Annotated in this window: 25 protein-coding genes; 15 read left to right on the forward strand and 10 right to left on the reverse strand. The window is 74.5% G+C overall.

Translation table 11 applies throughout. From position 1 onward, the window contains the following. The first annotated feature begins 98 nt into the window (after window positions 1-98). The gene (locus tag ACRYR2_RS15445; RefSeq protein WP_432563772.1) at window positions 99-659 is read left to right on the forward strand and encodes an NYN domain-containing protein; all 561 of its coding nucleotides are present in this window, start codon (window positions 99-101) and stop codon (window positions 657-659) included. 122 nt (window positions 660-781) lie between these two features. On the opposite strand, the gene ACRYR2_RS15450 is transcribed toward ACRYR2_RS15445, so the two are convergent. After that, on the reverse strand, window positions 782-2,314 hold the full coding sequence (locus tag ACRYR2_RS15450) for an ATP-dependent DNA ligase (protein WP_432563773.1): 1,533 nt from the start codon (window positions 2,312-2,314) through the stop codon (window positions 782-784). Window positions 2,315-2,371: 57 nt separating this feature from the next. Continuing rightward, complete coding sequence (locus ACRYR2_RS15455; RefSeq protein WP_432563774.1) at window positions 2,372-2,722, reverse strand: DUF3817 domain-containing protein; 351 nt, start codon at window positions 2,720-2,722, stop codon at window positions 2,372-2,374. Window positions 2,723-3,120: 398 nt separating this feature from the next. Here ACRYR2_RS15455 and ACRYR2_RS15460 point away from each other — a divergent pair, with 398 nt between their 5' ends. Beyond that, a complete protein-coding gene (locus ACRYR2_RS15460) occupies window positions 3,121-3,987 on the forward strand; it encodes an LLM class F420-dependent oxidoreductase (protein ID WP_432563775.1) in 867 nt (288 codons plus the stop codon). A gap of 84 nt (window positions 3,988-4,071) precedes the next feature. On the opposite strand, the gene ACRYR2_RS15465 is transcribed toward ACRYR2_RS15460, so the two are convergent. Further along, window positions 4,072-5,001 (reverse strand): cation diffusion facilitator family transporter, encoded by a 930-nt coding sequence (locus ACRYR2_RS15465; RefSeq protein WP_432563776.1) that lies wholly within the window; start codon window positions 4,999-5,001, stop codon window positions 4,072-4,074. Next, window positions 4,998-5,348, reverse strand: coding sequence for an ArsR/SmtB family transcription factor (locus ACRYR2_RS15470; RefSeq protein WP_432563777.1), 351 nt, complete (start codon window positions 5,346-5,348; stop codon window positions 4,998-5,000). Before ACRYR2_RS15470 ends, ACRYR2_RS15465 begins: the two co-directional genes overlap by 4 nt. A gap of 70 nt (window positions 5,349-5,418) precedes the next feature. Between ACRYR2_RS15470 and ACRYR2_RS15475 the strand changes: the two genes are divergently transcribed. Together ACRYR2_RS15475 and ACRYR2_RS15480 are read left to right on the forward strand one after the other, a co-directional pair. Continuing rightward, on the forward strand, window positions 5,419-6,240 hold the full coding sequence (locus tag ACRYR2_RS15475) for an alpha/beta hydrolase (protein ID WP_432563778.1): 822 nt from the start codon (window positions 5,419-5,421) through the stop codon (window positions 6,238-6,240). A gap of 96 nt (window positions 6,241-6,336) precedes the next feature. Next, complete coding sequence (locus ACRYR2_RS15480) at window positions 6,337-7,314, forward strand: glycerophosphodiester phosphodiesterase (protein ID WP_432563779.1); 978 nt, start codon at window positions 6,337-6,339, stop codon at window positions 7,312-7,314. Window positions 7,315-7,321: 7 nt separating this feature from the next. On the opposite strand, the gene ACRYR2_RS15485 is transcribed toward ACRYR2_RS15480, so the two are convergent. The 4 genes from ACRYR2_RS15485 to pdxA all read right to left on the reverse strand — a co-directional run bounded on the left by ACRYR2_RS15485 (window position 7,322) and on the right by pdxA (window position 11,339). Next, on the reverse strand, window positions 7,322-7,882 hold the full coding sequence (locus tag ACRYR2_RS15485; protein ID WP_432563780.1) for a Clp protease N-terminal domain-containing protein: 561 nt from the start codon (window positions 7,880-7,882) through the stop codon (window positions 7,322-7,324). Window positions 7,883-7,899: 17 nt separating this feature from the next. Then, window positions 7,900-8,121, reverse strand: a complete 222-nt coding sequence (locus ACRYR2_RS15490; protein ID WP_432563781.1) for a helix-turn-helix domain-containing protein — start codon at window positions 8,119-8,121, stop codon at window positions 7,900-7,902. Window positions 8,122-8,214: 93 nt separating this feature from the next. After that, on the reverse strand, window positions 8,215-9,027 hold the full coding sequence (locus ACRYR2_RS15495) for a DeoR/GlpR family DNA-binding transcription regulator (RefSeq protein WP_432563782.1): 813 nt from the start codon (window positions 9,025-9,027) through the stop codon (window positions 8,215-8,217). Continuing rightward, a complete protein-coding gene (gene pdxA / locus ACRYR2_RS15500; RefSeq protein ID WP_432563783.1) occupies window positions 9,024-11,339 on the reverse strand; it encodes a 4-hydroxythreonine-4-phosphate dehydrogenase PdxA in 2,316 nt (771 codons plus the stop codon). The genes ACRYR2_RS15495 and pdxA overlap by 4 nt, the downstream gene beginning before the upstream one ends. Before the next feature lie 183 nt (window positions 11,340-11,522). On the opposite strand from pdxA, the gene ACRYR2_RS15505 reads away from it, so the two are divergent. The 9 genes from ACRYR2_RS15505 to ACRYR2_RS15545 are packed head-to-tail and all read left to right on the forward strand — an operon-like array spanning window position 11,523 to window position 20,545. Continuing rightward, a complete protein-coding gene (locus tag ACRYR2_RS15505) occupies window positions 11,523-13,145 on the forward strand; it encodes an ABC transporter substrate-binding protein (RefSeq protein WP_432563784.1) in 1,623 nt (540 codons plus the stop codon). A 4-nt stretch (window positions 13,146-13,149) separates the two neighbouring features. Continuing rightward, window positions 13,150-14,085 (forward strand): ABC transporter permease, encoded by a 936-nt coding sequence (locus ACRYR2_RS15510; protein ID WP_432563785.1) that lies wholly within the window; start codon window positions 13,150-13,152, stop codon window positions 14,083-14,085. Continuing rightward, complete coding sequence (locus ACRYR2_RS15515; protein WP_432563786.1) at window positions 14,082-15,050, forward strand: ABC transporter permease; 969 nt, start codon at window positions 14,082-14,084, stop codon at window positions 15,048-15,050. Before ACRYR2_RS15510 ends, ACRYR2_RS15515 begins: the two co-directional genes overlap by 4 nt. 14 nt (window positions 15,051-15,064) lie before the next feature. Further along, window positions 15,065-15,961: an ABC transporter ATP-binding protein gene (locus tag ACRYR2_RS15520; RefSeq protein WP_432563838.1), complete on the forward strand. Its 897-nt coding sequence runs from the start codon at window positions 15,065-15,067 to the stop codon at window positions 15,959-15,961. Between the two features lie 25 nt (window positions 15,962-15,986). Further along, window positions 15,987-16,814, forward strand: coding sequence for an ABC transporter ATP-binding protein (locus ACRYR2_RS15525; RefSeq protein ID WP_432563839.1), 828 nt, complete (start codon window positions 15,987-15,989; stop codon window positions 16,812-16,814). A 23-nt stretch (window positions 16,815-16,837) separates the two neighbouring features. Further along, window positions 16,838-17,830: an aldo/keto reductase gene (locus tag ACRYR2_RS15530; protein WP_432563787.1), complete on the forward strand. Its 993-nt coding sequence runs from the start codon at window positions 16,838-16,840 to the stop codon at window positions 17,828-17,830. 29 nt (window positions 17,831-17,859) lie between these two features. Beyond that, a complete protein-coding gene (locus ACRYR2_RS15535; RefSeq protein ID WP_432563788.1) occupies window positions 17,860-18,654 on the forward strand; it encodes an HpcH/HpaI aldolase family protein in 795 nt (264 codons plus the stop codon). A 47-nt stretch (window positions 18,655-18,701) separates the two neighbouring features. Then, on the forward strand, window positions 18,702-19,877 hold the full coding sequence (locus ACRYR2_RS15540; protein ID WP_432563840.1) for a sialidase family protein: 1,176 nt from the start codon (window positions 18,702-18,704) through the stop codon (window positions 19,875-19,877). 14 nt (window positions 19,878-19,891) lie between these two features. Further along, window positions 19,892-20,545, forward strand: a complete 654-nt coding sequence (locus ACRYR2_RS15545; protein WP_432563789.1) for an SDR family NAD(P)-dependent oxidoreductase — start codon at window positions 19,892-19,894, stop codon at window positions 20,543-20,545. Between the two features lie 80 nt (window positions 20,546-20,625). On the opposite strand, the gene ACRYR2_RS15550 is transcribed toward ACRYR2_RS15545, so the two are convergent. Further along, complete coding sequence (locus ACRYR2_RS15550; RefSeq protein WP_432563790.1) at window positions 20,626-21,057, reverse strand: SAM-dependent methyltransferase; 432 nt, start codon at window positions 21,055-21,057, stop codon at window positions 20,626-20,628. 402 nt (window positions 21,058-21,459) lie between these two features. Between ACRYR2_RS15550 and ACRYR2_RS15555 the strand changes: the two genes are divergently transcribed. Further along, entirely contained in the window at window positions 21,460-22,680 is a 1,221-nt protein-coding gene (locus ACRYR2_RS15555; RefSeq protein WP_432563791.1) for an alpha/beta hydrolase family protein, read from the forward strand. A 1-nt stretch (window position 22,681) separates the two neighbouring features. On the opposite strand, the gene ACRYR2_RS15560 is transcribed toward ACRYR2_RS15555, so the two are convergent. Then, window positions 22,682-24,829 (reverse strand): RecQ family ATP-dependent DNA helicase, encoded by a 2,148-nt coding sequence (locus ACRYR2_RS15560; RefSeq protein ID WP_432563792.1) that lies wholly within the window; start codon window positions 24,827-24,829, stop codon window positions 22,682-22,684. A 262-nt stretch (window positions 24,830-25,091) separates the two neighbouring features. On the opposite strand from ACRYR2_RS15560, the gene ACRYR2_RS15565 reads away from it, so the two are divergent. Next, a complete protein-coding gene (locus ACRYR2_RS15565; protein WP_432563793.1) occupies window positions 25,092-26,129 on the forward strand; it encodes a ketopantoate reductase family protein in 1,038 nt (345 codons plus the stop codon). Window positions 26,130-26,134 lie beyond the last annotated feature (5 nt).

Consider the following 26,134-nt stretch of genomic DNA (forward strand, 5'->3'; position numbering starts at 1 on the left):
GCGCCCTGTCGCGACACCACCGGTGGTGGTCATCGACTCCCCGGGGGGACGCCTTGAGGGTCCCGCGATGGCATAGCCTCGACGTCGTGGTGACGAGCGTGGCTGACCGGACGACGTACGTCGTCGTCGACGGGGAGAACATCGACGCGACGCTGGGTGCGTCCATCCTCGAGGGCCGGCCGGCGCCCGAGCAGCGGCCCCGCTGGGAGCGTCTGCTCGACTTCGCGCGCACCACCTTCCAGCAGCCCGCCAAGGGGCTGTTCTTCCTCAACGCCTCCAACGGGCACCTGCCGATGTCCTTCGTCCAGGCCCTGCTGGCGCTGGGCTACACGCCCATCCCGCTGGCCGGTGGCCCGGGTGAGAAGGTCGTCGACATCGGCATCCAGCGCATGCTGGACGCGCTGGTCGACCGCGACGGCGACGTCCTGCTCGGCAGCCACGACGTCGACTTCCTCCCGCAGATCGACCGGCTGCTCACCGGCGACCGGCTGGTCGGGCTCGTCGGGTTCCGCGAGTTCATGAACTCGCAGTACGCCGGGCTGGCCGAGCGCGGGCTGAAGGTCTTCGACCTCGAGGACGACGTGCGGGCGTTCAAGGTCGTGCTGCCCCGCGTCCGGATCATCCCGCTGGCCGACTTCGACCCGACCCGCTACCTCTGAGCGCCGCCTGACCCGCCTTCCGCCCACTCCGTGATCGAGCACTTCCGTGATCGAGCACTGTCGTGCTCGATCACGGTGGGGTGCGTCGAGCGGTGCAGGGCGGTTCGGCGGGTCGAGTCCCGTCAGGGGGTGGGGCGGGCCAGGGCGCGGACGGTGTCGATGGTGTCCGCCTCGGCGGCGGTCTTGTCCTCGCGGTAGCGCACGACCCGCGCGAACCGCAGCGCCAGCGCGCCGGGGTAGCGCGTCGAGCGCTGCAGCCCGTCGAAAGCGATCTCGACGACCTGTTCGGGGCGGACGGTCACGACGTGGGAGTCCTCGCCCACCTGCAGTTCGCGGAACCGCTGCGTCTGCCAGGCGAGCACTTCGTCGGTCATGCCCTTGAACGTCTTGCCCAGCATGACGAAACCCCCGCCCTGCGGGTCCCGGGCCCCGAGGTGGATGTTCGACAGCCAGTCCCTGCGCCGGCCCGACCCGCGCTCGACGGCGAGGACGACCAGGTCCAGGGTGTGCACGGGTTTGACCTTGACCCAGGCCCCGCCGCGGCGGCCGGCGGCGTACAGCGAGGCCAGGTCCTTCACGACGACGCCCTCGTGCCCGAGCGCGACGGCCCGCTCGGCGAACTCGGTGGCGGCCTGCGCGTCAGCGGTGACCAGCCGCGGAACCCGGTGGCGTTCGGGGACCAGGCCGTCCAGGACGTCCAGCCGCTGCGCCAGCGGGACGTCGAGCAGGTCGTTCCCCCCGGCGTGCAGCACGTCGAAGAAGTACGGGGTCACGGCCGTGCCGGTGGCCTGCGCGGTCCGGGAAGCGGTGTCCTGGAACGCCTTGGGCCGTCCGTCCTCGTCCAGGGCCAGCACCTCGCCGTCGAGCACGATGTCCCCGCCGGGCAGGCCGGCCACGACGGCGACGACCTCCGGCAGGCGGGCGGTGATGTCCTCCAGCGTCCGGGTGGCGATGGTGGTGCCGTCCGCCGTGCGGTGCACCTGGACGCGGATGCCGTCGAGCTTCGTGTCGACCGCCACGGGACCGTCGAAACCAGCGACCGCCTCGGCCACCGACGTCGCGCTCGAGGCCAGCATCGGCAGCAGCGGCCGGCCGACCCGCAGTCCGAAACCCGCGAGTTCCCCGGCGCCGCCGTGCAGGGCGGCGACCACGGCGGCCACCGTCGAACCGGCCAGCATCGCCGCGCGCCGGACGTCGGCCGCGGGAACCCCGGCGACGGCCGCGGCGGCGTCCTGCACGAGCGCGTCCAGCGCCCCCTGGCGCAGTTCGCCGGTCACGATCCCGCGCAGCCAGCGCTGCTCGTCGGCGGTGGCCCGCCCGAACAGGTCCGCGACGGCGGCCTCGCGCCGTCTGCGCGACCCGGCTCCCTGCAGGGCCGCGATCTCCTCGAACCGGCGGTGCACGTCCAGGACCGTCAGCGAGGGCTCACCGGCCGCGACGGGCAGCGACGCCAGGCTGCGCCACCCCAGGCCCGTCCGCCGCTGGCGCAGGCTGCCCCCGAGGTAGGCGGTCACGACGGCGGCCAGCTGGATGTCCGTGCCCGAGCCGGTGGGGCCCAGCCGGCCCAGCAGGTCGGCGATCTCGGCGACCTTGCGGGTCCGGGCGCGGGTGGCCGCCACGGCGGCCGAGGTGGCGACGACGTCGGCGAGCAGCACGGCCCCATCCTGGCCGTTCCCGCCCGGGGGCACCCGTCCGAGGACCGGCCGGGGACCTCAGCCCTGCGAGGCGACGGCCGCGGTCTGCTCCCCGGCGGAGCGCGGGGTGAGCTTGCCGCGGCGCAGCAGCCACCGCTCGAAGACGATGGTGCCGAACGGCGGGACGCCCGCGGCGAGTCCGACGAGGATCGTCGAGGGGTTCCAGCGCAGCGCGATCCCGGCCCAGACGGTCGAGAGCAGGTAGACCACGAAACCGATGCCGTGGACCATCCCGACCACGGGGACCCCGCCCTCGTGCGGAGCGTGGACGACCCACTTGAGGAACATGGCGATCAGCAGGGCGGTCCACGAGATCGCCTCGAAGGTCGCGATGACGCGGAACCAGCGGGCGGCGAGCGGCCCGTTCATGGGGGTCCTCCTCCGGGATGGGTCGTCCCCCAAGTCTGACGCGCCGCAGGAGACGCCAGGGCCGCGAGCGGTGTGTGATCCCTCACCTCGCGACGAGCTCGTTTCCCGGCCCGCGAGCGCCGCCGAGCCGGGTGACGAACCCCGGCACGTCCCCGGCCGGCATCGCCGTCCCGAACCAGCGGCCCTGGGCCCGTTGCCCCCGGCGAACGCGGCGGGGCGAGCTGGTCGGCGCGTTCGACGCCCTCGGCGAGGACGTCCATGTCCATGTCCATGTCGCGGCACAGCGCGGCGATGCCCTCCAGCAGCGAGGTGTCGCCGCTGGTGACCAGGCAGGTCCACGCGGTCGGGGCGCACGCACGGTGAGGAACAGCGGCGACGGGTCACCGGTTGCGCCGGACATGGCACACATCAGCTTGTGGGGCGGCGCACCGTGGCAGGACCCGGCCCGGGTGAGCGAGGCGCGCGAGGTCGCCGCGGAGGTCGAGGAGCTCGGGTACCACCGGTTGTGGTTCTCCGGCGGGTTCGGGGACGGTGTCCTGCCGGCCTTCGGCGAGCTGCTCGCCGGGACGCGGACGCTGGGCGTGGCCAGCGGGATCGTCAGCATCTGGACGGCCACGCCGGAGCAGTCGGCCACGGCGTTCGAGGAGCTGGAGGCGGCGCACCCGGGCCGGTTCGTGCTGGGCCTGGGCAACTCGCACGCCCCGGCCGTGGAGGGTCAGGGGGCCCGGTACGAGAAGCCGTTCACGCGGACGGTCGAGTACCTCGACGCCCTGGCCGCGCAGCCGCGGGCGGTGCCCGCGGACCGGCTGGTGCTGGCGGCGCTGGGGCCGAGGATGCTGGAGCTGGCCCGCGAGCGCACCGCCGGCGCCCACCCGTACTTCGTGACCGTCGAGCACACGGCCTTCGCCCGCGAGGCGCTCGGGAGCGGTCCGCTGCTGGCCCCCGAGGTCGGTGTGGTGCTCGAGACCGATCCCGACCAGGCGCGGGCGACGGCCCGGGACCACATGGAGATGTACCTGCAGCTGCCGAACTACACGAACAACCTGCGTCGCTTCGGCTGGGGCGACGACGACCTGCTCGGCGGCGGCAGCGACCGGCTGGTGGACGCGCTGATCCCGTGGGGTTCGGTGGAGGACGTCGCGGCCGGGGTGCAGCGGCACGTCGACGCCGGCGCGGACGAGGTCGCGGTCCAGGTGCTCGGCGGGGGCGGGGACTTCCCGCGCCAGGACTTCCGCACGCTGGCCGCGGCCCTGATCGACGCCTGAGGGACCCCGCGGAAACAACAGTCTCCGTCGCCGTGGAGCCTTCACAGCGACGGAGACTGTTGTTTCCGCGGGGAAGTCAGTCAGTCAGTCGTGCGTCGAGGTCTCGTGGCCCGCGTGGCCGAGGGGTTCGAGCTGGAACGTCGCGTGCTCGACGGCGACGGGGAAGTGCTCGGCGACGCACGACTGCAGCCGGTCCAGGATCTCGGGGGCGTGCCCGTCGCGGAAGCAGGTGTCGTCCAGGACGACGTGCGCGGACAGGACCGGCAGGCCCGAGGTGATCTGGCTGGCGTGCAGGTCGTGGACGGCGTGGACGTGCGGGACCTCCAGCAGGTGCCGGCGCACGTCCTCCAGGTCCAGGCCGGGTGGGGTGGACTCCAGCAGGACGGCCGTCGTCTCCCGCAGCAGCTTCACGGTGCGGGGGATGATCAGGACGCCGATGAGCAGCGACACGACGGCGTCGGCGCGGGTCCAGCCGGTGAGGGCGATGACGGCGGCGGCCAGCAGCACGGCCACCGAACCGAGGGCGTCGTTGACGACCTCGAGGATCGCCGCGCGCACGTTGACGTTGCGTTCGCCGCCGCCGCGCAGCAGCAGCGCCAGCGCGAGGAGGTTGCCGAGCAGGCCGACGGCGCCGAAGACGAGCATGGCGCCGGAGTGCACCTCCGGCGGTTCGAGCAGCCGCTGCACGCCTTCGACCAGGACGAAGACGCCGATGGCCAGCAGCGCCGCGGCCTGCAGGGTGGCGGCCAGCACCTCGGCGCGCCGGTAGCCCCAGGTGCGCCGGGCCGAGGGCGGCCGGGTGGCCAGCGTGGCCGCGAGGAGCGCGATGGACAGCCCGGCGACGTCGGTGAGCACGTGCCCGGCGTCGGCGAGCAGGGCGAGGCTGCCGGAGACGACGGCGCCGACGGCCTCGGCGACCAGGACGGTGGCGGTGACGGCCAGCGCGGCGGCCAGCCGGCGGCGGTTCTGCTCGGCGGCTCCGTGGCCGTGCCCGTGGCCGTGCCCGGCGCTCACGAGGCGGCCCCGGTCCGGGCGGCGCAGAGGTCCTCGTCGACGGCGAGCACGACGCCGAGCACGACGCCGAGCAGGTCGGTCAGGGCGTGACCCATCCGCGGGTCGGCCAGTTCGTAGCGCACGCGCCGGCCCTCGGGCACCGGCACGACCAGGCCGCAGCCGCGCAGGCAGGCCAGGTGGTTCGACAGCGACTGCCGGGAGACGCCGAGCAGGTCGGCCAGTTCGGCGGGGTAGCCGGGCGCCTCGCGCAGCGCCAGCAGCAACCGCGACCGTGTCGGGTCGGACAGCGCGTGGCCGAACCGGGCCAGGACCTGGGCGTGCGTCGCGATCACGCCTCGACGGTACATCCGGCCGTGAACCGTCGGAACCCGGTACGTTGCAGTTCCGCCCGTCGACGACGACTCCAGGAGACACCAGGTGAGCACCACCGAGGCAGCGCGCGACGTCGCGGTCCCCGGCCCGCACGGCGACGTCGAGGTCCGCGTCTACGAACCGGCCGGGACACCGGCGGCGGCGCTGGTCTGGGTCCACGGCGGCGCCTTCGTCGCCGGCGACCTGGACATGCCCGAGTCCGACGCGGTGGCGCGACGGCTGCGCGAGGACGGCGTCCTCGTCGTGGCGGTCGGGTACCGGCTGGCCGGCCCCGGGACGTACTACCCCGTCCCCTCCGACGACGTGCTGGCCGCCTGGCGGTGGGGCCGGGAGTTCGCGCTGGCCGCCGGGGTGCCGGAGTCCCTCGTCCAGCTCGGGGGCGCCAGCGCGGGCGGGAACCTCGTCGCCGGTGCCGTCCTGCGGCTGGTCGCCGACGGCGGCCCGGTCCCGTCCGCCGTCGTGCTGGCCTACCCGACGCTGCACGCCGTCCCGCCGCAGCCGTCCCCGGCCGCCGCGGCCGCGGTGCAGCGGCTGCCGGAACCGGAACGCTGGCCCGCCGCGGCGGTCGCGGACATGTACCGCGGTTTCCTCGGTCACGACCCCGCCGGTGCGCCCGCGTCCGCGGTGCCCGGCACCGCGGACCTGACGGGTTTCCCGCCGGCGTTCGTGTTCACCAGCGAGGTGGACGGTCTGCGCGGTTCGGCCGAGGAGTTCGTGCACCGGCTGGTGAGGCAGGGAACACCGGTGCTGTCGGTGTGCGAGCCGGGAACCGAGCACGGGCACCTGAACCGGCCGGGTCCGGAGTTCGACGCGGCGCTGCGACGGATGGTGCGCTGGCTGCTCGCGGCCGGCGAACTCACGCGCTGAGCCACCGGGCGGGGTTCCTGGTGCTGGCCCCGGGGGTGCGCGACCATGACGTCCACGGCGTCCCGACCAGCGTCGGGCCCGACCGGAGGAGGTCTGGTGAGCAACGCGATCGTGAGGCAGACGGGCGACGGGTCGGTCGTCGCCGACAACATCTGGCAGTTCCGGCTGGGGGCGGTGCCCCTGGTGCTGGGCCTGGTCGCCGGCGCGTCCGCGGCGCTGCTGGCCGCCCGGGCGCTGGGGCGTGCGCGGCGGGCGCCGGACGGTCCGCCGCCCACTTCGCCGCCCACTCCGCGGTCCTGGCCGGTGGTCTTCGCCCACCGCGGTGGCCGGTACCTCGTTCCCGAGGACACCGTCGAGGGGTTCGCGGAGACCCTGCGGCGGTTCGGTGACGTGGTGCTGGAACTCGACGTCCACGCCACGGCCGACGGTGTCGTCGTGGTGCTGCACGACGACACCGTGGACCGGACGACGGACGGCACCGGCGCGGTCGCGGAGATGACGCTGGCGGAACTGCAGGAACTGGACGCCGGCTACCGGTTCAGTCCCGACGGCCGGAACTTCCCGTGGCGCGGCCGGGGGGTGCGCGTCCCGACCTTGGCGGAGGTCTACCGGCAGTTCCCCGGCCGGCCGGTCAACGTCGAGGTCAAGGGCGGGCGGTCCGGGATCGAGGAGGCGGTCTGGCGCGTGGTCGAGGCCGCCGGCGCCGCGGACCGCACGCTCGTGGTCACCACGAGCGGTGCGGCGATCCGGCGGTTCCGCCGCGCCAGCGGGAACCGCGTGGCGACCGCGGCCTCGGTGGGGGAGTTCGTCCTCTACCGCGCGCTCGGCGTGATCGGTCTCGCGGACCTGCAGAACCGCAGGTTCCAGGCGCTGCAACCGCCGGACACCTGGCGGGGAGTTCGCGTCACGACCCCGGGGCTGGTGCGCCGGGCCCACGACGACGGGCTGCGGGTGGACGTGTGGACCGTCGACGAGGAGGCGGACGTGCGCCGCCTGCTGGGGTGGGGGGTCGACGGGATCATGACCGACCGGCCCGACGTGCTCGCCCGGGTGCTCGGCCGGGTGCCGGCCTGAGCGCGGTTCACGCGGACTTGCGGACCTCCGCCAGCACGAGGTCGACGGCGGTGTCGCGGTCCAGGGTGACGCCGGCCTCGCGCAGCACCCGGGCCGCGTTGCCGTCGGGGCGGCCGAGGATCGCCAGCAGCATGTGCTCGGTGCCGATGTAGTTGTGCCGCAACGACAACGCTGCCTTCAGGGAGTCCTCGAGAACCTTCTTCGCGCTGCGCTCGAAGGGGATGTGGGACGGCGCCCCGCGCCCGAACGGCCTGCGGCGGCGCGGTACGCGTTCCAGGGCGCCCGGTCCGAACACCTCCTCGGCCCGGCGGCGCACCTCGTCGAGGTCGATGCCCAGGGACCGCAGCGCCTCGGCGTCCTCGTGGGGGGTTCCGTGCCACCGGACGAGGTCGCGGACGGCGGTGGCGTCGGCACCGGAGCGGCTCAGGATCCGCTGGGCGACCGAGGGGGTGTCGAGGACGCCGAGCAGCACGTGCACGTCGCCGATGCGGTCGTGCTGCAACTGTCGGGCCTCGTCCTGGGCGGCGATGACCGCGACCCGGGCGTTCTTCGTGAAGCGTTCGAACACGGAGTCCTCCTGGGAGTTCAGATCCGGCGGGAGTGCTTCTTGTGGACGGCCTGCTTGGTGACGCCGAGCGCGTCGGCGATGTCGGCCCACGACCACCCCAGGCGGCGGGCCTGGGCGACCTGCAGGTCCTCGAGCTGCTCGAGCAGGCGGCGCAGCGCCGCGACGGCCCGCAGGCCGATCGCGGGGTCGGGGTCGGTCCCGCGGGTGACCAGGGTCTCCTGGCCGGCCGTTTCACTCATGGGGTCAACTGTGGTTGACGAACGGCGATCCGTCAACCCCTGTTGACGACCGGGTCGGGGCGGCCCTGCGGGACGTCCGCCGGGGTGCTGCGCTCAGACGACGGCTCGGCCCTCCGCGTCCACGACCACGACCTCCAGCCCCTCGACGTGGAAGGGGGCCAGGGAACGCGCGTCGGCGGAGTCGTCGGTCACCAGCGTCCACCCCGGCTGCAGCCGGGCCCAGGCGTGGAAGGGACGGTGGCCGAGCTTGCCGGCGTGGGCGAGCACGTAGACCCGTCCGGCGCGGCGGGCCATGAGTTCCTTGAGCCGGGTCTGACGGTGGTCGGCCTCGCAGATCCCGTCCTCGGCGGTGACGCCGTCGGCGCCCAGGAACACCCGGTCGGCGGTGACCCGTTCCAGGTTGGCCTCGGTGAAGGGGCCGATGAACCCCTGGCTCACGTGGCGCAGTTCGCCGCCGAGCGAGATCACCTCCACGTCGTCGGCCTCGGCCAGCGCCTCCAGCGCGGTGAGCCCGACGGTGACCGCCGTCAACGACGTGTGGGTGCGCAGTTCGTGGGCGAGGGCGCCGACGGTGGTGCCCGCGTCGAGCAGGACGGTCTCGCCCGCGAGCACCTGCGCCGCGGCCCACCGGGCGATCCCGCGCTTGGCCGCGTAGGCCTCGCCCGTGCGCTGGCGCAGGGTCTCCTCGGGATGGGCGGTCGTGGGCACCGCGCCGCCGTAGGTGCGGGTGACCAGGCCCTCCTCGGTGAGCTTGGCCAGGTCCCGGCGGATGGTGGAGGCGGTGACGCCGAACCGGAGGGACAGTTCCTCGACGCTGGCCAGGCCGGACGTGCTGGCCAGGTCCAGGATCCGCTGCCGGCGCTCGCGCGAGGACAGGCTGGTCGACTCCGGTTCCAGGGTGCTCATGCGGGAACGGGTTCGCGGGGGCGCTCGGCCGGCGGGGTCGCCGCGAGTTCCACGGCCTGGCGCAACGCCTCGATCATGCTGCCGACCTCCACCTTGCCGCTGCCGGCGATGTCGAACGCCGTGCCGTGGTCGACCGACGTGCGGATCACGGGCAGCCCCACGGTGATGTTGACCCCCGCCTCGATCCCCAGCACCTTCACCGGGCCGTGCCCCTGGTCGTGGTACATGGCGACCAGGAGATCGTAGTCACCGCGCCCACCCAGGAAGAAGGCGGTGTCGGCGGGCAGCGGGCCCACGGCGTCGACGCCGGCGGCACGGGCCGCCTCGATGCCGGGCGTGACCTTCTCGGCCTCCTCGCCGTAGCCGAACAGCCCGTTCTCCCCGGCGTGCGGGTTGATGGCGCACACGCCGATCCGCGGCGAGGCGATCCCGGCGCGGACCAGCGCGTCGTGGCCGCGGCGGATCGTGCGCTCGACCAGGCCCGGCTCGATCCTGGCCACCGCGTCGATGAGCCCGATGTGGGTCGTGACGTGGATGACCTTGATCTTCGGCGTCGTGAGCATCATGGAGACCTCCTCGACACCGGTGAAGTGGGCCAGCAGCTCGGTGTGACCGGGGTAGAGGTGGCCCGCCGCGTGCAGGGCCGCCTTGTTCAGCGGAGCGGTGCAGATGGCCTGGACCTCACCGGCCACGGCCAGTTCGCAGGCGATCCGCACGTACTCGTGCGCAGCGTGCCCGGCCTCGGGGGAGATCCGTCCCCAGGGCAGGTCGGCCGGCAGCAGCTGCGGGTCGATGACGTTGATCCGTCCCGGCGTGAACTCGGCGTCCGCGACGCGCTCGACGGGCACGACCTCGACCGTCAGGCCGAGGGCCTGCGCGCCCAGGCGCAGGCGGTGCGCGTCGCCGACGACGACGGGCCGGCCGTCGCGGTAGGCGGCCTCGTCGACGAGGGCGCCGACGGTGACCTCGGGGCCGACGCCGGCGCCGTCGCCCATCGTCACCGCGACGACGGGGCGGGTGTCGGCGTCGGCCCGGGAGCTGGTCTGGGTGCTGGTCATGGCGTCTCCTGCGATCGGGGTGGTGGGGTCGGTGCCGCGCAGCGCGCGGACCGCGGTGACGAGTTCGGCCAGGACGGCGGGACCGCCGAAGCTGCCGGGTTTGGTGGCGACGAGGCGACCGTCCTCGGCGGTGCTCACCACCGCGCCGTGGGCGACCTGGCCCACCGGGCGCAGCCGCCGGACGCCGAGGCGGTCCAGGACCGCCCGCGCGGTCTCCCCGCCGGTGAGGACCAGGTCGTGCCCGCCCGCGACGCGGACGGTGCGCTCGGCCAGTTCGGCCACCGCCGTCCGCGGGTCGCGCCGGGTGGCGCCGAGGGTGAGCAGGTGCTCGACGTCGGTTCCGGGCGGGGACCCGTGCGTGCCGGCCGCCGCGACCTCCACGGCGAGCCGTTCCGGGTCCGACGACCGCAGGTGCGCGATCTGCGCAGCAGCCGCCGACGAGCCGCTGCCCACGGCGACGGTCACCGGCCGCGGGCGCCCTCCGCCGCCGGGCCGCGGGGGGCCTCCGGTGACGAGCCCGGTCTCGGCGGCGGCCGCGACCAGGCCCGCGGTCCCCACGAGGGCGACCCGTCGTCCCGTCGCCCCGGTGGCCTGCCCGGTGGTTCGCGCGGTGGCCTGCACGGCGGCCGCAGCCGCCGTGCGCAGGTCCTCGTCCGTCTCGCCGTCCAGGACCAGCAGGTCCCCGGCCGGCAGCCGCCACTGCGGCGAGCGCAGCGTCGGCAGGTCGACGTGGACGGCCCCGGTCAGGCCGAAGGACTCGTCGAGACGTTCCGGCGGGGAGCCGGGCTCGAGCTCCCACAGGTCGGTGCCGGCGAGCGGCCTGCCCGCCACGAGCGGCCGGCCGTCGACCACCGTCCGGCCCAGGGCGGGCAGCGCCCCGGCCAGGACGACGTCGAACCCGTTGTCGCGCAACGTGCGGAGGGTGAGGGCGACGTGCCCGCGCCACAGCGAGTCGATCTTCACCAGCACGACGCGCAGCCCGGCGTGCGTCAGCACCCCGCGCAGCCGGGTGCCGGCCCCGGCCGCGTCGAGAGCGCGGGAGTCCAGGTCGACGACCGTCGCCCCGCCCTGGCCCTCGGCGGCGGGGACGGGGAGGCCGGTCCCGGCGAGCAGCACCTCACTGCCCACGCCGCGCACCAGCAGGGCGCCGGCCACCTCCGCGGCCCCGGACAGGTCGTCGGCCAGCACCCACCCGATGGTGGGGCACGCCCCGGTCGAGGCGACCGGTGTGCCCGGGGGTGTGGCTGTCGTCATGTGCGTCCCTCCGCTGGCTCCGTCGCCGTGGGTGCTGGCGTCGATCGTGACACAACCTGCGCGATCCGCGCCAGCCCGTTGCGCGGACCACGCAGATGGGTGCACAGTGGTCCCGCCCCACCGGCGAGGCGCCTCCCCGTGTCGACGTCGGACCCGACTGCAGAGTCGACCGAAGGGTCAACGATGACCGAACCGATGAGCCACCGCTCACCCCGTCCGGCGCCCCGGACGGCCGCCCCGACGCCGCTCCCGGCCGCCGGGCGCCCGGTGTCCCGCCGCACCCTGCTCGCCGCGGGCGGCGCGGGACTGGGACTGGGGGCGCTGACGGGGTGCGCCGGCCCGACCGGCGCCTCCGGACCGGGCACGCTGACCCTGGCGCTGAACCGGTCGCTGGTGAGCCTGGACAACAAGCTCAACCAGTTCGACGCCGCGGTGACGGTGCAGCGCGCGGTCCGGCAGGCGCTGACCGAGATCGGCACCGACGTGAAACCGCACCTGGTGCTGGCCGAGAGCTTCGAACCCACCGCGGACACCCGGTGGACCGTGCGGTTGCGCCCCGAGGCCTGCTACTCCGACGGTTCCCCGGTCACCGCGCAGGACGTCGCCGCCGCCGTGGCCGCCTACGCGGCCACCGACGCCAGCTTCGTGATGTCGTTCTTCCCCGAGGTCCCGACGGTGAACGTGGTCGACGACCGCACGCTCACCCTGGACACCGAGCGGCCGCTGCCGACGCTGGACGCCCTGATGAGCAACCTCCTCATCACCCCGGCGGCGGCCAACGCCCCGGAGGAGCTGCAGGACGGTCTGGGGTCCGGGCCCTACCGGATGACGTTCCACGACCGGGGGACCGGGACGTACACGCTCGAGCGGAACCCGAACTACTGGGGGGAACCCGGCCTCGTCGAGACCGTCGACGTCCGGTTCCAGCCCGAGGAGTCCAGCCGCATCATCGCGATCCGCAGCGGCGAGGTCGACGTCATCGACTCCATCAGCCCGGACGCCGCCCAGCAGTTGCGCGGGCTGCCCGGCATCGAACTCCTCGAGACGCCCAGCCTGCGGTTCAACCAGATCTTCTACAACTTCCGCAAACCCCCCGGTCACCCGCTGGCCGACCCCCGCGGCCGGCAGGCGCTGAGCATGGCCATCGACGGTGAGACCCTGGTCAACGAGGTGCTCGCGGGCACCGCCGTGCAGGCCGAGGGCGTCGTCACGTCCAACCAGGCCGGTTACGTCAAGACCGGTGAGTACGTCTACGACCCCGGGGCGGCGAGGAAGATGCTCGCCGCCCTGAACGCGCAGGACCTCGAGATCACCATCATCTGGGAGAGCGGGGAGTTCCCCGGCGACACCTTCGTCATGGAGGCGCTCGTCGAGATGTTCGGCGACATCGGCGTCCGCGCCCGGTTGCAGGAGTTCCAGCCCGGTGGCGACATCATGAGCTGGCGGCAGGGCCGGGCCGGGGACTGGGACCTGCTCGGCAACGGCATCCCCGGCCCGACCGGTCAGGCCATCGTGATGCTGCAGGGGATGTACGCGGGAACCGCCGAGAAGGAGGCCACCCGCGACACCTACCAGGGGTACGTCGTCCCCGAGGTCACCGACCTCATCGCCGCCGCCGCGTCCGAGGCCGACCCGGTGCTGCGGCAGGAGCTGACCGCCAAGGCCCAGCAGGCCGTCTGGGACACCTGGCCCTGCGCCTGGCAGTTCAACCCCAAGGCGATCCTGGCCCACCGCCGGCGGGTTCGGGGGATCGACCTCTCGCCCGCCAACAACTACCGCCTCACCGCGGTCGACCTGAGGAGCTGACGGCGTGGTCACGTACGTCCTCAAACGCGTGGGACAGGGTCTGCTCACCGTGTTCCTCGTCGTCTCCACCGTCTTCGTCCTGATCCGGCTGGCCCCCGGGGACCCGGCCCGCGCCTACGCCGGTCCGCTGGCCACCACCGAGCAGCTGGACCAGGTGCGGGAGCGGTTCGGCCTCGACGACCCGCTCGGCACCCAGTACCTCGCCTTCCTCGGTCAGGTCCTGCGCGGGAACCTCGGGGAGTCCTACAGCTTCCAGTCCCCGGCGCTGTCCGTGGTGGCCGACCGCCTGCCCTACACCCTCACCCTGTCCTGCGCGGCCATCGTCATCGCCGCCGTCGTCGCCATCCCGCTGGGGGTGTGGATGGCGCGCCGCCGGGACAGCCGGGGCGAACTGGGCGCGAACGTGGCCACCATCGCCGGTCAGTCCATGCCGGACTTCTGGATCGGCATCCTGCTGCTCACGGTGTTCGCCGTCACCCTCCCGGTCCTGCCGGCCTCGGGTTTCACCACCTGGAGCGGCCTGCTGCTGCCGGCCGTCACCATCGCGATCCTGCAGATCGCGCTGCTGTCGCGGCTGGTCCGCCGCGAGATGGTCCTCAACCTCGCCGCCCCCTACTTCACCGTCGCCCGCTCGCGCGGGTACAGCGAGCGCCGGCTGGTCTGGCGCTACGCGATGGGCAACTCCGCCGTTCCCGTCTTCACCGCCCTGGGCACCCGTTTCGCCGCCATGCTCAACGGTGTCGTCGTCGTGGAGGTCGTCTTCGCCTGGCCCGGCGTCGGTTCGCTCGTGGTCCGGGCCCTGGAGACGCGCGACTACCCGCTGATCCAGGCGACCGTGCTGATCACCTCCGTCCTGGCCGTGGGCGTGCAGCTCCTGGTCGACCTCCTCTACCCGCTGCTCGACCCGCGGGTCCGACTCGGAAAGGCCGGCGCCGCATGACCCCGCCCAGCTCCAGCACCCTGGACCCCGTGACGCCGCGCACCAGCGCCGTCACCGCCCGGGACGTGGCCCGCGCCGCGACCACCCGGCTGCGCCGGGCCAACCGCACCAAGGTCGTCGCCGGCGCCCTGTGCGCGGCCCTGGTCGTCCTGCCCATCCTGCTGGTCAACCTCCTGCCGCTGCCCGATCCGAACGCCCAGGACCTCGGGGACCGCCTGCTGCCGCCGCTGAGCGCCGGGCACCTGCTGGGAACCGACCAGCTCGGCCGGGACCTGCTCTCGCGGGTCCTGCACGGCGGGCAGGTGTCGCTGACCGTCGGCGTCCTGGCCGTCGTCGTCTCCGGCGCCATCGGCCTGGTCCTCGGGTCCGCGGCCGGGTTCTTCGGCGGCCGGGTCGACACCGTCGTCTCCCGACTGCTGGAGGCGCAGATGTCACTGCCGCTGCTCATGATGCTGCTGCTGGTCGTGGCGCTGTTCGGGCAGTCCATCCCGATCATCACCCTCGTCATCGCGATCGCGCAGTGGCCCGAGGTGGCCCGGCTCACCCGCTCGCTGGTCCTCGTCGAACGGGAGAAGCCCTACGTCGCGGCGGCCCGCACGCTCGGGTTGCGCCGCAGCGGGATCCTGGCCAAGCACGTCGTGCCGAACGTGCTGCCGCAGACCATGCTGGTCGTCCTGCTGCTGCTCGCCCAGGCCGTGCTGCTGGAGAGCGCGCTGAGCTTCCTCGGCGCCGGCCCGCAGCGGCCGTTCGCCACCTGGGGCCGCATCGTCTCCGACGGCCAGGACTACATCGGCACCGCCTGGTGGCTGGTCACGGCTCCCGGCCTGGCGATCGTGCTGCTCGTCGTCGGGGTCAACCTGCTCGGCGACGCGCTGCGCGACGGCGCCGGGTCCGGGCTCGTGGCGCGGCTGCGGGCCCGCCGCACCCCTTCGCGCACCGCAGGCACCCCCGGGAGGAACTCGTGAGCTCCGCCAACGCGCTGCAGGCGCGCCCGCACACCGACGCCTCGACGAGGTCGGACGCCCCGCGTTCGGCTCCGCTGCTGGAGGTCCACGACCTGCAGGTCGAACTGATCACCGGCCGTGGTGTCGTCCGGGCCGTCGACGGGGTCTCCTTCACCGTCGACCGCGGCGAGACGGTCACCCTCATCGGCGAGTCCGGTTCGGGCAAGTCCACGACGGCCATGGCCGTGCTGCGGCTGCTGCCCGACGACCTCGCCGTGGTCTCCGGTTCGGTCGTCCTGGACGGCGTCGACGTCCTGACCGACGACCGCGCGCTGCGCGCGGTCCGCGGCCGGACCGTCGCCCTCGTCCCGCAGGACCCGATGACCGCGCTCAGCCCCGTGCACAGCATCGGCTCGCAACTGCGCGAGGCGGTCCGGCAGGCCGGTGCCGCCAGCGGGCGGGCCGCGGTGCAGGCCCGCGCGGTCCGGCTGCTGGAACAGGTGCACATCCCCGACGCGCCGGCCCAGCTGCGCAAGTTCCCGCACCAGTTGTCCGGCGGCATGCTGCAACGGGTGCTCATCGCCATGGCGCTGGCCAGCGAACCGCAGTTGATCGTCGCCGACGAGCCGACGTCCGCCCTGGACGTCACCGTGCAGGCGGGTGTCCTCGACCTGCTGATGGAACTGCAGGAGCAACGCGGGGTCGCGCTGCTGATGATCACCCACGACCTCGGGGTCGCCCGGCTGATCTCCGACCGCATCCACGTCATGCGCGCGGGGGTGTTCGTGGAGTCCGGGGAGGCCGAGGCGGTCGTGCACGACCCGCGCGAGGAGTACACCCGGGCCCTGCTCGCGGCGGTGCCGACGCTGGGGGACTGGGACGAGACGGAGGCCGAGAAGAGTGGGGGCCAGGAGGTGGGCGGTCGTGGCTGAACCCGCGTCGCAGGAGCCGCAGGAACTGCCGGAGGCGGTTCTCGAGGTCGAGGACCTCGTCGTCGAGTACGGCTCGGGGCGCACCGCCTTCCGCGCGGTCGACCGGGTCTCCTTCCGGGTGCGCCGGGGCACGACCCTGGCCGTGGTGGGCGAGTCCGGGTGCGGGAAGTCCACGGTGGCCAAGGCCGTCATGCGGCTGCTCGAACCCACCGGCGGCCGGATCCTGCTCGACGGGCAGGACATCGCGCACCTGCCCGAGCGGCGGCTGCGACCGCTGCGGCACCGGTGGCAGATGGTCTTCCAGGACCCCTACGGTTCGCTGGACCCGCACCTGAACGCCGAGGAGATCGTCACCGAGGCGCTGCGCATGCGCGGCAGGGGTTCCCGGGCCGACCACGCCACCCGCGTCCGGGAACTGTTCGACCTCGTCGGGCTGCCGGCCAGTGGGCTGGGCCGCCGGCCGGGGGAGTTCTCCGGTGGTCAGCGCCAGCGCATCGGCATCGCCCGGGCCCTGGCCAGCGAACCGGACCTGCTGCTGTGCGACGAGGCGACCAGCGCGCTGGACGTCTCGGTCCAGGCGCAGGTCCTGGAACTCCTGCGCACCGTGCAGCGCGAATCCGGCATCAGCTGCCTGTTCATCTCCCACAACCTGGGCGTGGTCCAGGGCATCAGCGACGACATCGTCGTGATGCGCCGGGGCGGCGTGGTCGAGTCGGGACCGACGGCCGACGTGCTGACCAGTCCCGGGCAGGAGTACACCCGGCGGCTGCGCCGGGCCGCGCTGGACCCCAGCGTCATGCAGGGCCGCAAACCCCGGCACCTCGTGCGGCAGGCGCTGAGCGCGTCCGCGTGAACCGACCAGACCAGGAGGAAACCGTGACGACTCAGCCCACCTCGCCCCCCGTGGCGTTCCGCGCCGCAGGGACGGCGGCCGAACTCGTCCTGGGGACGATGACCTTCGCCGACACCGTCGACGAGCAGACCGCGGGCCGGATGCTCGACGTGGCCCTGGCGCACGAGGTCACCTCGATCGACACGGCCAACGCCTACACCGGCGGGCGCACCGAGGAACTGCTGGGCCGGCTGCTGGCCGGGCGGCGCGACGAGGTCCGGCTCGCCTCCAAGGTCGGCATGCCGCACGCCGACGCCGGCGGCGACGCCCTGCTGTCCCCGGCGGCGGTGCGCCGGTGCGTCGAGGCGAGCCTGCGCCGCCTGGGCACCGACCGGCTGGACCTGCTGTACCTGCACCAGCCGGACCGTTCCAGCCGACTGGCGGACACCCTGTCGGCGGTGGCCGACCTCGTGACCGAGGGCAAGGTCCTGGCCCTGGGGGTGTCGAACTTCGCCGCCTGGCAGATCGGGGACGTCGAGACCACGGCCGCCGCCGTCGGTGCGCCGCGGCCCGTCGTCGCGCAGCAGCTGTACAACCTGCTGGCCCGGCGCATCGAGGAGGAGTACGTCGAGTTCGCCCGGACCCACGAACTGGCGACGATGGTCTACAACCCGCTCGGCGGTGGCCTGCTCACCGGGCGGCACCGGTTCGCCGACCAGCCCACCCAGGGACGTTTCGGGAACTCGGCGCTGGCCGCCATGTACACCCAGCGGTACTGGGACGCCGAGCTGTTCGCCGCCGTCGACCGGCTGAAGGCGATCGCCGACACGGCGGGGACGACGCTGGCCGAACTGGCCCTGCGCTGGACGGCGCACCAGCCCGCCGTGGACGCACTGCTGCTCGGTGGCTCGCGCAGCGAGCAGCTGGAGGCCAACATCGCCGCCGTCGCCCGAGGCCCCCTGCCGGCGGACGTGCTCGCCGCGTGCGACGAGGTGGGGGCCGCGCTGCGCGGACCCGCCCCCGCCTACAACCGCTGAACCACCCACCGAGGACCCCAGGAGGAACCGTGTCCGCCCCCACCGACCGACCCGATCCGACCACCTTCGCCGCCCGGGTACGGGCACGCGAGACCGTCGTGGGGTACTGGATCACCCTCGACGCCCCACCGGCCACCGAACGGGTGGCGCGGTTGGGGTACGACTACGTCGCCATCGACGCCCAGCACGGCCTGCTCGGCTACTCCGGCGTGCTGACCGGGCTGATGGCGGTCGACGCCGGCGGTTCGGCCGGCGTGGTGCGGGTCAGCGCCAACGACCCGACGGCCATCGGCAAGGCCCTCGACGCCGGGGCCCGGGCCCTCGTCGTCCCGCTCGTCGACGACGCCGCCGGCGCCGCGGCGGCCGTCCGTTCGGCCAAGTACCCGCCGCTGGGCGTCCGGTCCTACGGGCCCATGCGCTCCGGGCTGCGCGTCGGACCGGTCCCGGCGCAGGCGAACGAGCAGACCGCCGTGCTCGCGATGATCGAGACGGCCGACGGTCTGGCCAACGTCGAGGAGATCGCGGCCACCCCGGGGCTCGACGGCGTGTACGTCGGGCCGTCCGACCTGGCCATCGGCATCGGGGGCGCCTTCCCCGGTGACCCGGCGGTCCAGGAGGAGTTCGACGCCGCCCTGGAACGGGTCCGCAAGGCCGCCGAGGCAGCCGGGATCGCCGCCGGCATCCACACCCCCCACGGGAACGTGGCCCGCCGGCGGCTGCAGGAGGGCTGGACGTTCGTGACGGTCGCCAGCGACGTCGTGCACCTGGAGGCCGCCGCCCGGGACCACCTGCAGACGGCTCGCCGGAGCGGGGACCAGGCGTGAGCGTCGACGCGATCGGAACCCTGCACCTGCCCGAGGTCCCCTCCGACGTGGAGTTCACCGGCACCCTGCAGGCCTCCGGGAACCTGCGCCACGGTTTCCTGCCCGCCCCGACGGTGCAGTGCCACGCGGCCAACCTCGCCCTCCTGCCCACCGGTGAGCTGGCCTGCACGTGGTTCGGCGGGACCCAGGAGGGTGTCGCCGACATCGACGTCTGGCTGTCCCGGCTGGCACCGGGCAGCGACGTCTGGTCCACCCCCGAGCGCTTGTCCGGTGATCCCGACCGCTCGGAGCAGAACCCCGTGCTGTGGACCACCCCCACCGGTGAGGTGTGGTTGCTGCACACCGCCCAGCACGCCGGGAACCAGGACACCGCCGAGGTCCGCCGCCGGATCTCGACCGACGGTGGCCGGACGTTCGGGCCGACCGGGACGTTCGTCCCGGCCGACGGGGGAGGGGGCGTCTTCGTCCGCCAGGTGCCGGTCGTGACCCGCAGCGGACGCTGGATCCTGCCGCTGTTCCGCTGCCCGGTGACACCCGGTGCGCGCTGGCGCGGGGACGACGACGACAGCGTCACCCTCGTCTCCGACGACGCGGGCGCCACGTGGCGGCAGGTCGACGTCCCCGCCAGCCGCGGCATGGTGCACATGAACATCGCGGTACGCCCCGACGGGACGCTGGTCGCCCTGTACCGCAGCCGGTTCGCCGACGCCGTCCACCGCTCGGAGTCCTCCGACGACGGGGACACCTGGTCGGCGCCCGAACCCACCCCGGTGCCCAACAACAACTCCTCCGTCCAGGTCACCACCGCACCCGACGGCCGGTTGCTGCTGGTGCACAACCGCATCCGGGCCACCGACGACTCACCGCGGCGGGAGTCGCTGTACGACGAGATCGACGACCTCGGCGTCGCCGGGCAGCAGGAGTCCGCACCGGTGGAGCACACCGGTGGTGGTGCGGTGTGGGGCACACCGCGAGCGCCCCTGTCCCTGGCCGTCTCCCGGGACGGCGGTTCCACCTGGCCCGTCTGCGTCGACCTGGAGACCGGTGACGGGAACTGCTTGACGAACGACTCCCGCCAGGGCGCCAACCACGAACTGTCCTACCCCAGCGTCCTGGTCACCGACGAGGACGGGACGGCCGTCGTCCACGTGGCCTACACCTGGCACCGGCGGGCGATCCGGTACGCGCGGTTCCCGCTGGCGGCGCTGGGCGGGGCCGGGTGAGTCCGCTCGCCGTCGTGACGGGGTCCAGCTCGGGGATCGGCCGGGCCGTCACCGAGCACCTGCTGACCGCGGGGTGGGCGGTGCGCGGGTTGTGCCGGCGCGATCCCGGGATCGACGCGCTCGACTGGGTCGCGACGGACCTGAGCCGCCCGGGGTCGGTCGCCGACGCGGTCGCGGACCTGCCCGCCGTCGACGCGGTGGTGCACGCGGCGGGTTTCCAGCGGACGAACCCGCTGGGGAACCTGCGCGCCGCGGACCTGCAGGAGATGTTCGACGTCCACGTGGCCGCGGGCGCCGTCCTCGTCGACGCGCTCGTCGACCGGATCACCGACGGCGGGCGGGTGGTGCTCATCGGCAGCCGGACGATGACCGGCGTCGCCGGCAAGAGCCAGTACTCGGCGACGAAGGCGGCGCTGGCGGGCATGTCGCGCAGCTGGGCCGCCGAACTGGCTCCCCGGCGCATCACCGTGAACGTGGTGGCGCCGGGACCGACCGCCACCGCCATGACCGAGGACCCCGGCCGGGCCGGGACCCCGGTGAAGGTCCCGCCCCTGGGTGCCCTGGTGGCGGCGGACGACGTGGCCGCGCTGGTCGGTTTCGTCGTGGGCCCCGCGGGCAGGTCCATCACCGGGCAGGTGCTGACGATCTGCGGAGGCGCCTCGCTCTGACCGCCGGCCCAGCCGGTCAGGTCGACGTGCACCCGGGCCACGGGCCGCAGGGGCTCGCGCGGGGACGCCCCCGGTCGGCCTCAGGGTTCGTGCGGTGTCAGCTCGCGCAGCGAATCACCGCCGTCGACGAACACCCGCCCGCCCGGGGCGAGGACGGCCACGACGCGTTCCAGCGCCCGCCGCCCCGCCTCCGGGTGCCGGCCGTCCAGCGCCCCCACCCGGACGGCGAAGACCACGTCGAACGGCTCGTCGCCCTCCTCGGGGGTGAAGTCCTCGATCGCGCACTGCCGCAGGCGCAACCGGCCGTCGGCGAGTTCGTCGGCGCAGCCGCGCCGGGCCTGCTCCACGGCCCTGGCCGAGCGGTCGATGGCCAGGACGTGCCCGGTCGTCAGCCGCTGGGCGACCGCGCGCGCCGCGGCACCCGGACCGCAGCCGATCTCCAGGACCCGCGCGTCGGGGGTCAGTGGCAGGGCGTCGACGATCTGGGCGAGGCGGGGCGAGAGGCCGTCCACGTCCGCCAGGTTATTGCGCCGCGGGTCCGGGCGCGATGGGCTGGACGTCGTGGACCCCGAGGTGGGTCCCGGGGCGCATCCCGAGGTGCCGGCCGGGCTGTGCGCGAGTCCCGTCCTCGCCGGGGACGAGGGTCGTCGCCGGCCGGCGGTCCCCGCCGCCGCCGGCGTTCCTTCCACGCGGCAGGAGGCACGGGCGATCGCGGGAACCGTCGCGGACGCCCGTGGGACCGTTCCCGGAGCCCGGGTGGGCTCGCGCAGCGGTGCGCCGCCGGACTCGCCGGGCTCACCGAGGACCCGGTGCGGTGCCGGGTGCTGCTGGAGGAACTCCTGGGGTGGTCGAGGCGGTCGCGCGGAGGGTGAGGGCGCCGCGGAACCCGGGGCGGTCGTGATCGTTGCCCAGACGTGGGTGGTGCGGGAGTCGAGGAGCTGGCCCGGTCGCTGGTCGGGCGCGGTGGTGGCACCGTCGAGCGTCCGCTCGCCGGCGGCGGGACGTTCCCCCTGGCGTACGTGCGGTCCGGCCCGGTCACCTCCCGGCCGGTGCTGTTCGTCCCCGGTGGCCCCGGGCTGGCCTCCGTCGTCCCGTACCTGCGGTTCCGGGCGCAGGCGGCCCGGCGGGGCCTGGACGTCCTGATGGTCGAGCACCGGGGGACCGGTCTGTCCCGGCGCGACCACGGCGGTCGTGACCTGCCGGTGGACGAGGTCACGGTGGAGGCGGCGGCCGACGACCTCGCGGCCGTCCTGGACGCGGTGGGGGTCGAGCGGGCGGTCGTGCACGGCAGTTCCTACGGCAGCTACCTCACCCAGGTCTTCGGCGTGCGGCACCCGCACCGGGTGGCCGCGATGGTGCTGGACTCACCGATGCTGTCCGTCGAGGGTGACCTCGCCGTCTCACGCGCGTACCGGCGACGGTTGTTCTGGAACGGTGCGGACCCCGCGACGGCCGAGGTGGCCACCGTCGTGCGCGCCGCCGCGGCGGCCGGGGTGCCGATGGCGGAACTGGTGGCCGTGACGCAGGTCGTCCACGAGTTCGCCGGCCCCGAGGTGCTGCGCCGGTTGCTGCTGGCCCGCACCGCGGACCGGCTGGGGCGCACCTGGCGGCGCGTCGTGCGGCTGGGTCGTGAGGAGTTCGAGGGCCCGGGGACGCCCTACGTCCACGAGCCCGACCTGGTCGCCGGGATCGCCTACGGGCAGCTCGGTTTCGGCCTCCCGCCCGACGGCGGGCCGATGGACCCGCAGCTGGTGTTCGCCGACGCCGCGGAACGGGCCCCGGCCTTCCGCGGTGAACCCCTCGACCTGCCCTCGGTGGTTCCGGGGTTCACCTGGCCCACGGTCGTCGTCTCCGGGGACCGGGACCTGCGCACCCCCCGGCCCGTGGCCGAACGGCTCACCGGACTGGTCCCGGGGGCCGTCCTGGTTCCGCTGGCCGGCCTGGGGCACAGCGCGCTGGACACCCACCAGCTCGCCGCGCTGCACATCGCCCACGCCGCCGTGGCCGGCGCGACCGACCGGCTACCCGCCCTCGCCGGCCGTCTCGCGGCCCTGCCCGGCCGGGGCCCGTCCCGGCTCGTCGGCACCGCGGTGGCCGCCGTCGTCACCGCGGCCAGCACCCTGCGGCCCGTGTGACCTACTCACCCTCGGCCAGCACGAAGGGGTGCACCGAGTCCGCTCCGGCGCGGCGCAACTGCCGCGCCGCGACCGTCAGGGTCCACCCGCTGCGGGTCCGGTCGTCGACGAGCAGGACCTTGCGTCCCGCGACCACCTCGGGTTCGGGCAGGTCGAACCGGCGGGCGACCTGGGCCAGCCGGTGCGCGGAGTTCACGTCCGTCCGCGTCGGGGTGTCCTCGAGCAACCGGAACGTCGTCAGCAGCGGCAACCCGGTGTACTTCGCGAGGCCACCGGCCAGGTGCGCGACCAGCTGCGGGTGGGACGCCGAGCACATCGCGACGATCCCGTCGAGCCCGAGGTCGCGGGCCCAGTCGTCCAGGACCGCCGCGGCGGCGTGCCGCAGCGGCACCGGCGTCTCGCCGTCGGGAACTCCCGGGGCGAACAACTCGCGGACGGCGTTGCCCCAGCCCAGGTCGGTGACGCGGGCCACCGCACGTCCCGTCGCGGGCTGCTCGGCCGGTGCGATGCGTCCCGAGACCGGCACGCCCAGCGACTTCATCCCCGAGGGCCACATCTTCTTCGGTTCCAGCGGAACCCCCGGCCGGTCCAGGTCGGCGCCGGCCTGGGAGACCGCCACCTCGTCGACGTCGCGCGCCACCTCGAAACCCCCGCAGTTGTCGCAGCGCCCGCACGGCGCGGCGTCGGGGTCGTCCAGGGCGCGGCGCAGGAACTCCAGCCGGCACCCCGTCGTCGCGACGTAGTCGACCATCGCCTGCTGCTCGACCTCACGGGTCTGGCTCACCCGCGCGTACCGCTCGGCGTCGTAGGCCCACTCCTGACCCGTCGCCTGCCACCCGCCGCGCACCCGGCGGACCGCGCCGTCCACGTCGAGGACCTTGAGCATCATCTCCAACCGGTTGCGCCGCAGGGTGACCCGACTCTCCAGCGCTTGCGTCGACATCGGCTCACCCGCATCACCCAGCACGCTCAGCGCCAGCCGCACGTCCTCCTCGGCGGGGAACCCGATGGAGGCGAAGTAGCGCCAGATGTCCCGGTCCTCCGCCCCGGGCAGCAGCACCACCTCGGCGTTGTCGATGCCGCGGCCGGCGCGCCCCACCTGCTGGTAGTAGGCGATCGGGGAACTCGGCGCGCCCAGGTGCACGACGAAACCCAGGTCGGGCTTGTCGAAACCCATGCCCAGGGCGCTCGTCGCGACGAGCACCTTGACGCGGTCGTTGACCAGGTCGTCCTCGGCCTGCAGCCGTTCGGCGGCCTCCGTCTGCCCCGTGTAGGCGACGGCCTCGATCCCGTGCGCCCGCAGGTGGGTCGTGACGTCGGCCGCGGCCGAGACCGTGAGGACGTAGACGATCCCTGACCCGGGCAGTTCCGGCAGGTGCTGCACCAGCCAGGCCAGCCGGTGGGCGTGCGAGGGCATCCGCACCACGGCCAGGCGCAGCGACTCGCGGTCCAGCGAACCCCGCAGCACCAGGACGTCCTCCAGCGTCCGGGTGCCCGTGACGGACAGCTGCTCGGCGACGTCGGCCGTCACCCGCGCGTTGGCCGTCGCCGTGGTGGCCAGCACGGGGATGCCGTCGGGCAGGTCGGCCAGCAGCGTCCGGATCCGGCGGTAGTCCGGGCGGAAGTCGTGGCCCCAGTCGGACACGCAGTGCGCCTCGTCCACGACGAGCAGACCCGTCGTCGCGGCCAGCTGGGGCAGGACCTCGTCCCGGAAGCCGGGGTTGTTCAGCCGTTCGGGGGAGACCAGCAGCACGTCGACCGCGCCGGCCCGCACCTCGTCGTAGACCCGGCCCCAGTCCTCGGCGTTGGTGGAGTTCACCGTCACCGCGCGCACCCCGGCCCGCTCGGCGGCCGCGATCTGGTTGCGCATCAGCGCCAGCAGCGGGGAGACGATGACCGTCGGCCCGGCCCCGCGCGCACGCAGCAGCGCCGTGGCCACGAAGTACACCGCGGACTTGCCCCAGCCCGTGCGCTGGACGACCAGCGCCCGGCGGCGGTGCGCCACGAGCGCCTCGACGGCCGTCCACTGGTCCTCGCGCAGGCTCGCGCCGGCGTTCCCGACGAGTCGGCGCAGGACCTCCTCGGCCTCGGCGCGCAGCACGGCGGGATCGGACTGGACCGTGGATCCGGGGCTGACCTGGGTGGGCATGGCGACGATGCTGCCACCGCCCCCGGACACGGCCCGCCCGGCGCAGGGGCTGTCCACGGGCCGGCCCTCGAGGGCGCCCTGTGCACTCGCGACCCCCGACCGCCCCCGCCGCTTCCTCCGCCCCGCTTCCCCGCCCGGCGGCGCCGAGCGCGGCCGGGACGGCGCTGTCGGTCCCGGCCCAGGAGGGGAGCCGGGGACCCGTCCGGCCGAACACCCCGGGGGCCGGGGCGACGGGGCCGGGCCCCGGTGCTTGACTGCCGGGGTGCGCTACGTCGTCATCGGGGCAGGGGCCATCGGCGGGACCATCGGGGGGCGCCTGGGCCAGCACGGTCACGAGGTCGTCCTCGTCGCCCGTGGCGCCCATGCGGACCGGCTGCGACGCAAGGGCTTGCGGCTGCTGACCCCGACCGGGCCGGTGGAGCTGCACGCCCCGGTCGCCAACTCCCCGGCCGACGTCGTCCTGACTCCCGACGACGTCCTCGTGCTGGCCGTCAAGGTGCAGGACGCCGCCGGGGTGCTCGCCGACTGGGCGGCAGCACCGGTCGGCGACTCCACCGCCGGGCAGGTCCTGCCGATCGTGTGCGCCCAGAACGGGGTGGAGGGCGAACGGCTGGCCCTGCGCTGGTTCCGCCGGGTCGTCGGGGTCTGCGTCTACCTGCCCGCCAGCCACCTCGAACCCGGGGTCGTCATCTCCGAGGGCACCCCCGTCTCCGGCGGGTTCGTCCTGGGCCGCTACCCCCGCGGGCGGGACGGGCTGGTCGAGCAGATCGCGGCCGACCTGGCCGACGCGGGCTTCGCGACGACCGTCAGCGACGACGTCATGGCCGCCAAGCGCGGCAAGCTGCTGGACAACACCGGCAACGCCGTCGACGCGGTCTGCCGGCCGGGGCAGGGCTGGGACGACCTGCGCCGCCAGGCCCGGGAGGAGGGTGCCGCGGTGCTGGCCGCCGCCGGAACCCCGCCGCTGGGCCGCGAGCAGGCCCTGCCGCAGCTGGCCGAGCTGGGGTTCCACGCCGAGGCCGTCGCCGGCGCCGAGCGGCTGGGGTCCTCCAGCTGGCAGAGCCTGCACCGCGGCGGTTCCGTCGAGACCGACTGGCTCAACGGCGAGATCGTCCACCTGGGCCGGCTGCACGGGGTCCCGACGCCGGTCAACGAGGCGTTGCAGGTGCTCGCCGACGCCTCGGTGCGACGAGGGCTGGGGCCGCGGGCCTTCGACGTGGCCGACGTGCTGCGCCTGGCCGGCGACCTGCCCGGACCCGCCCCGGCCGAACCCCGCGCACTCGACCGGGAACGGGCCTGAGAAGC

Source organism: Kineococcus deserti (assembly GCF_050871945.1).
GTDB lineage: Bacteria > Actinomycetota > Actinomycetes > Actinomycetales > Kineococcaceae > Kineococcus.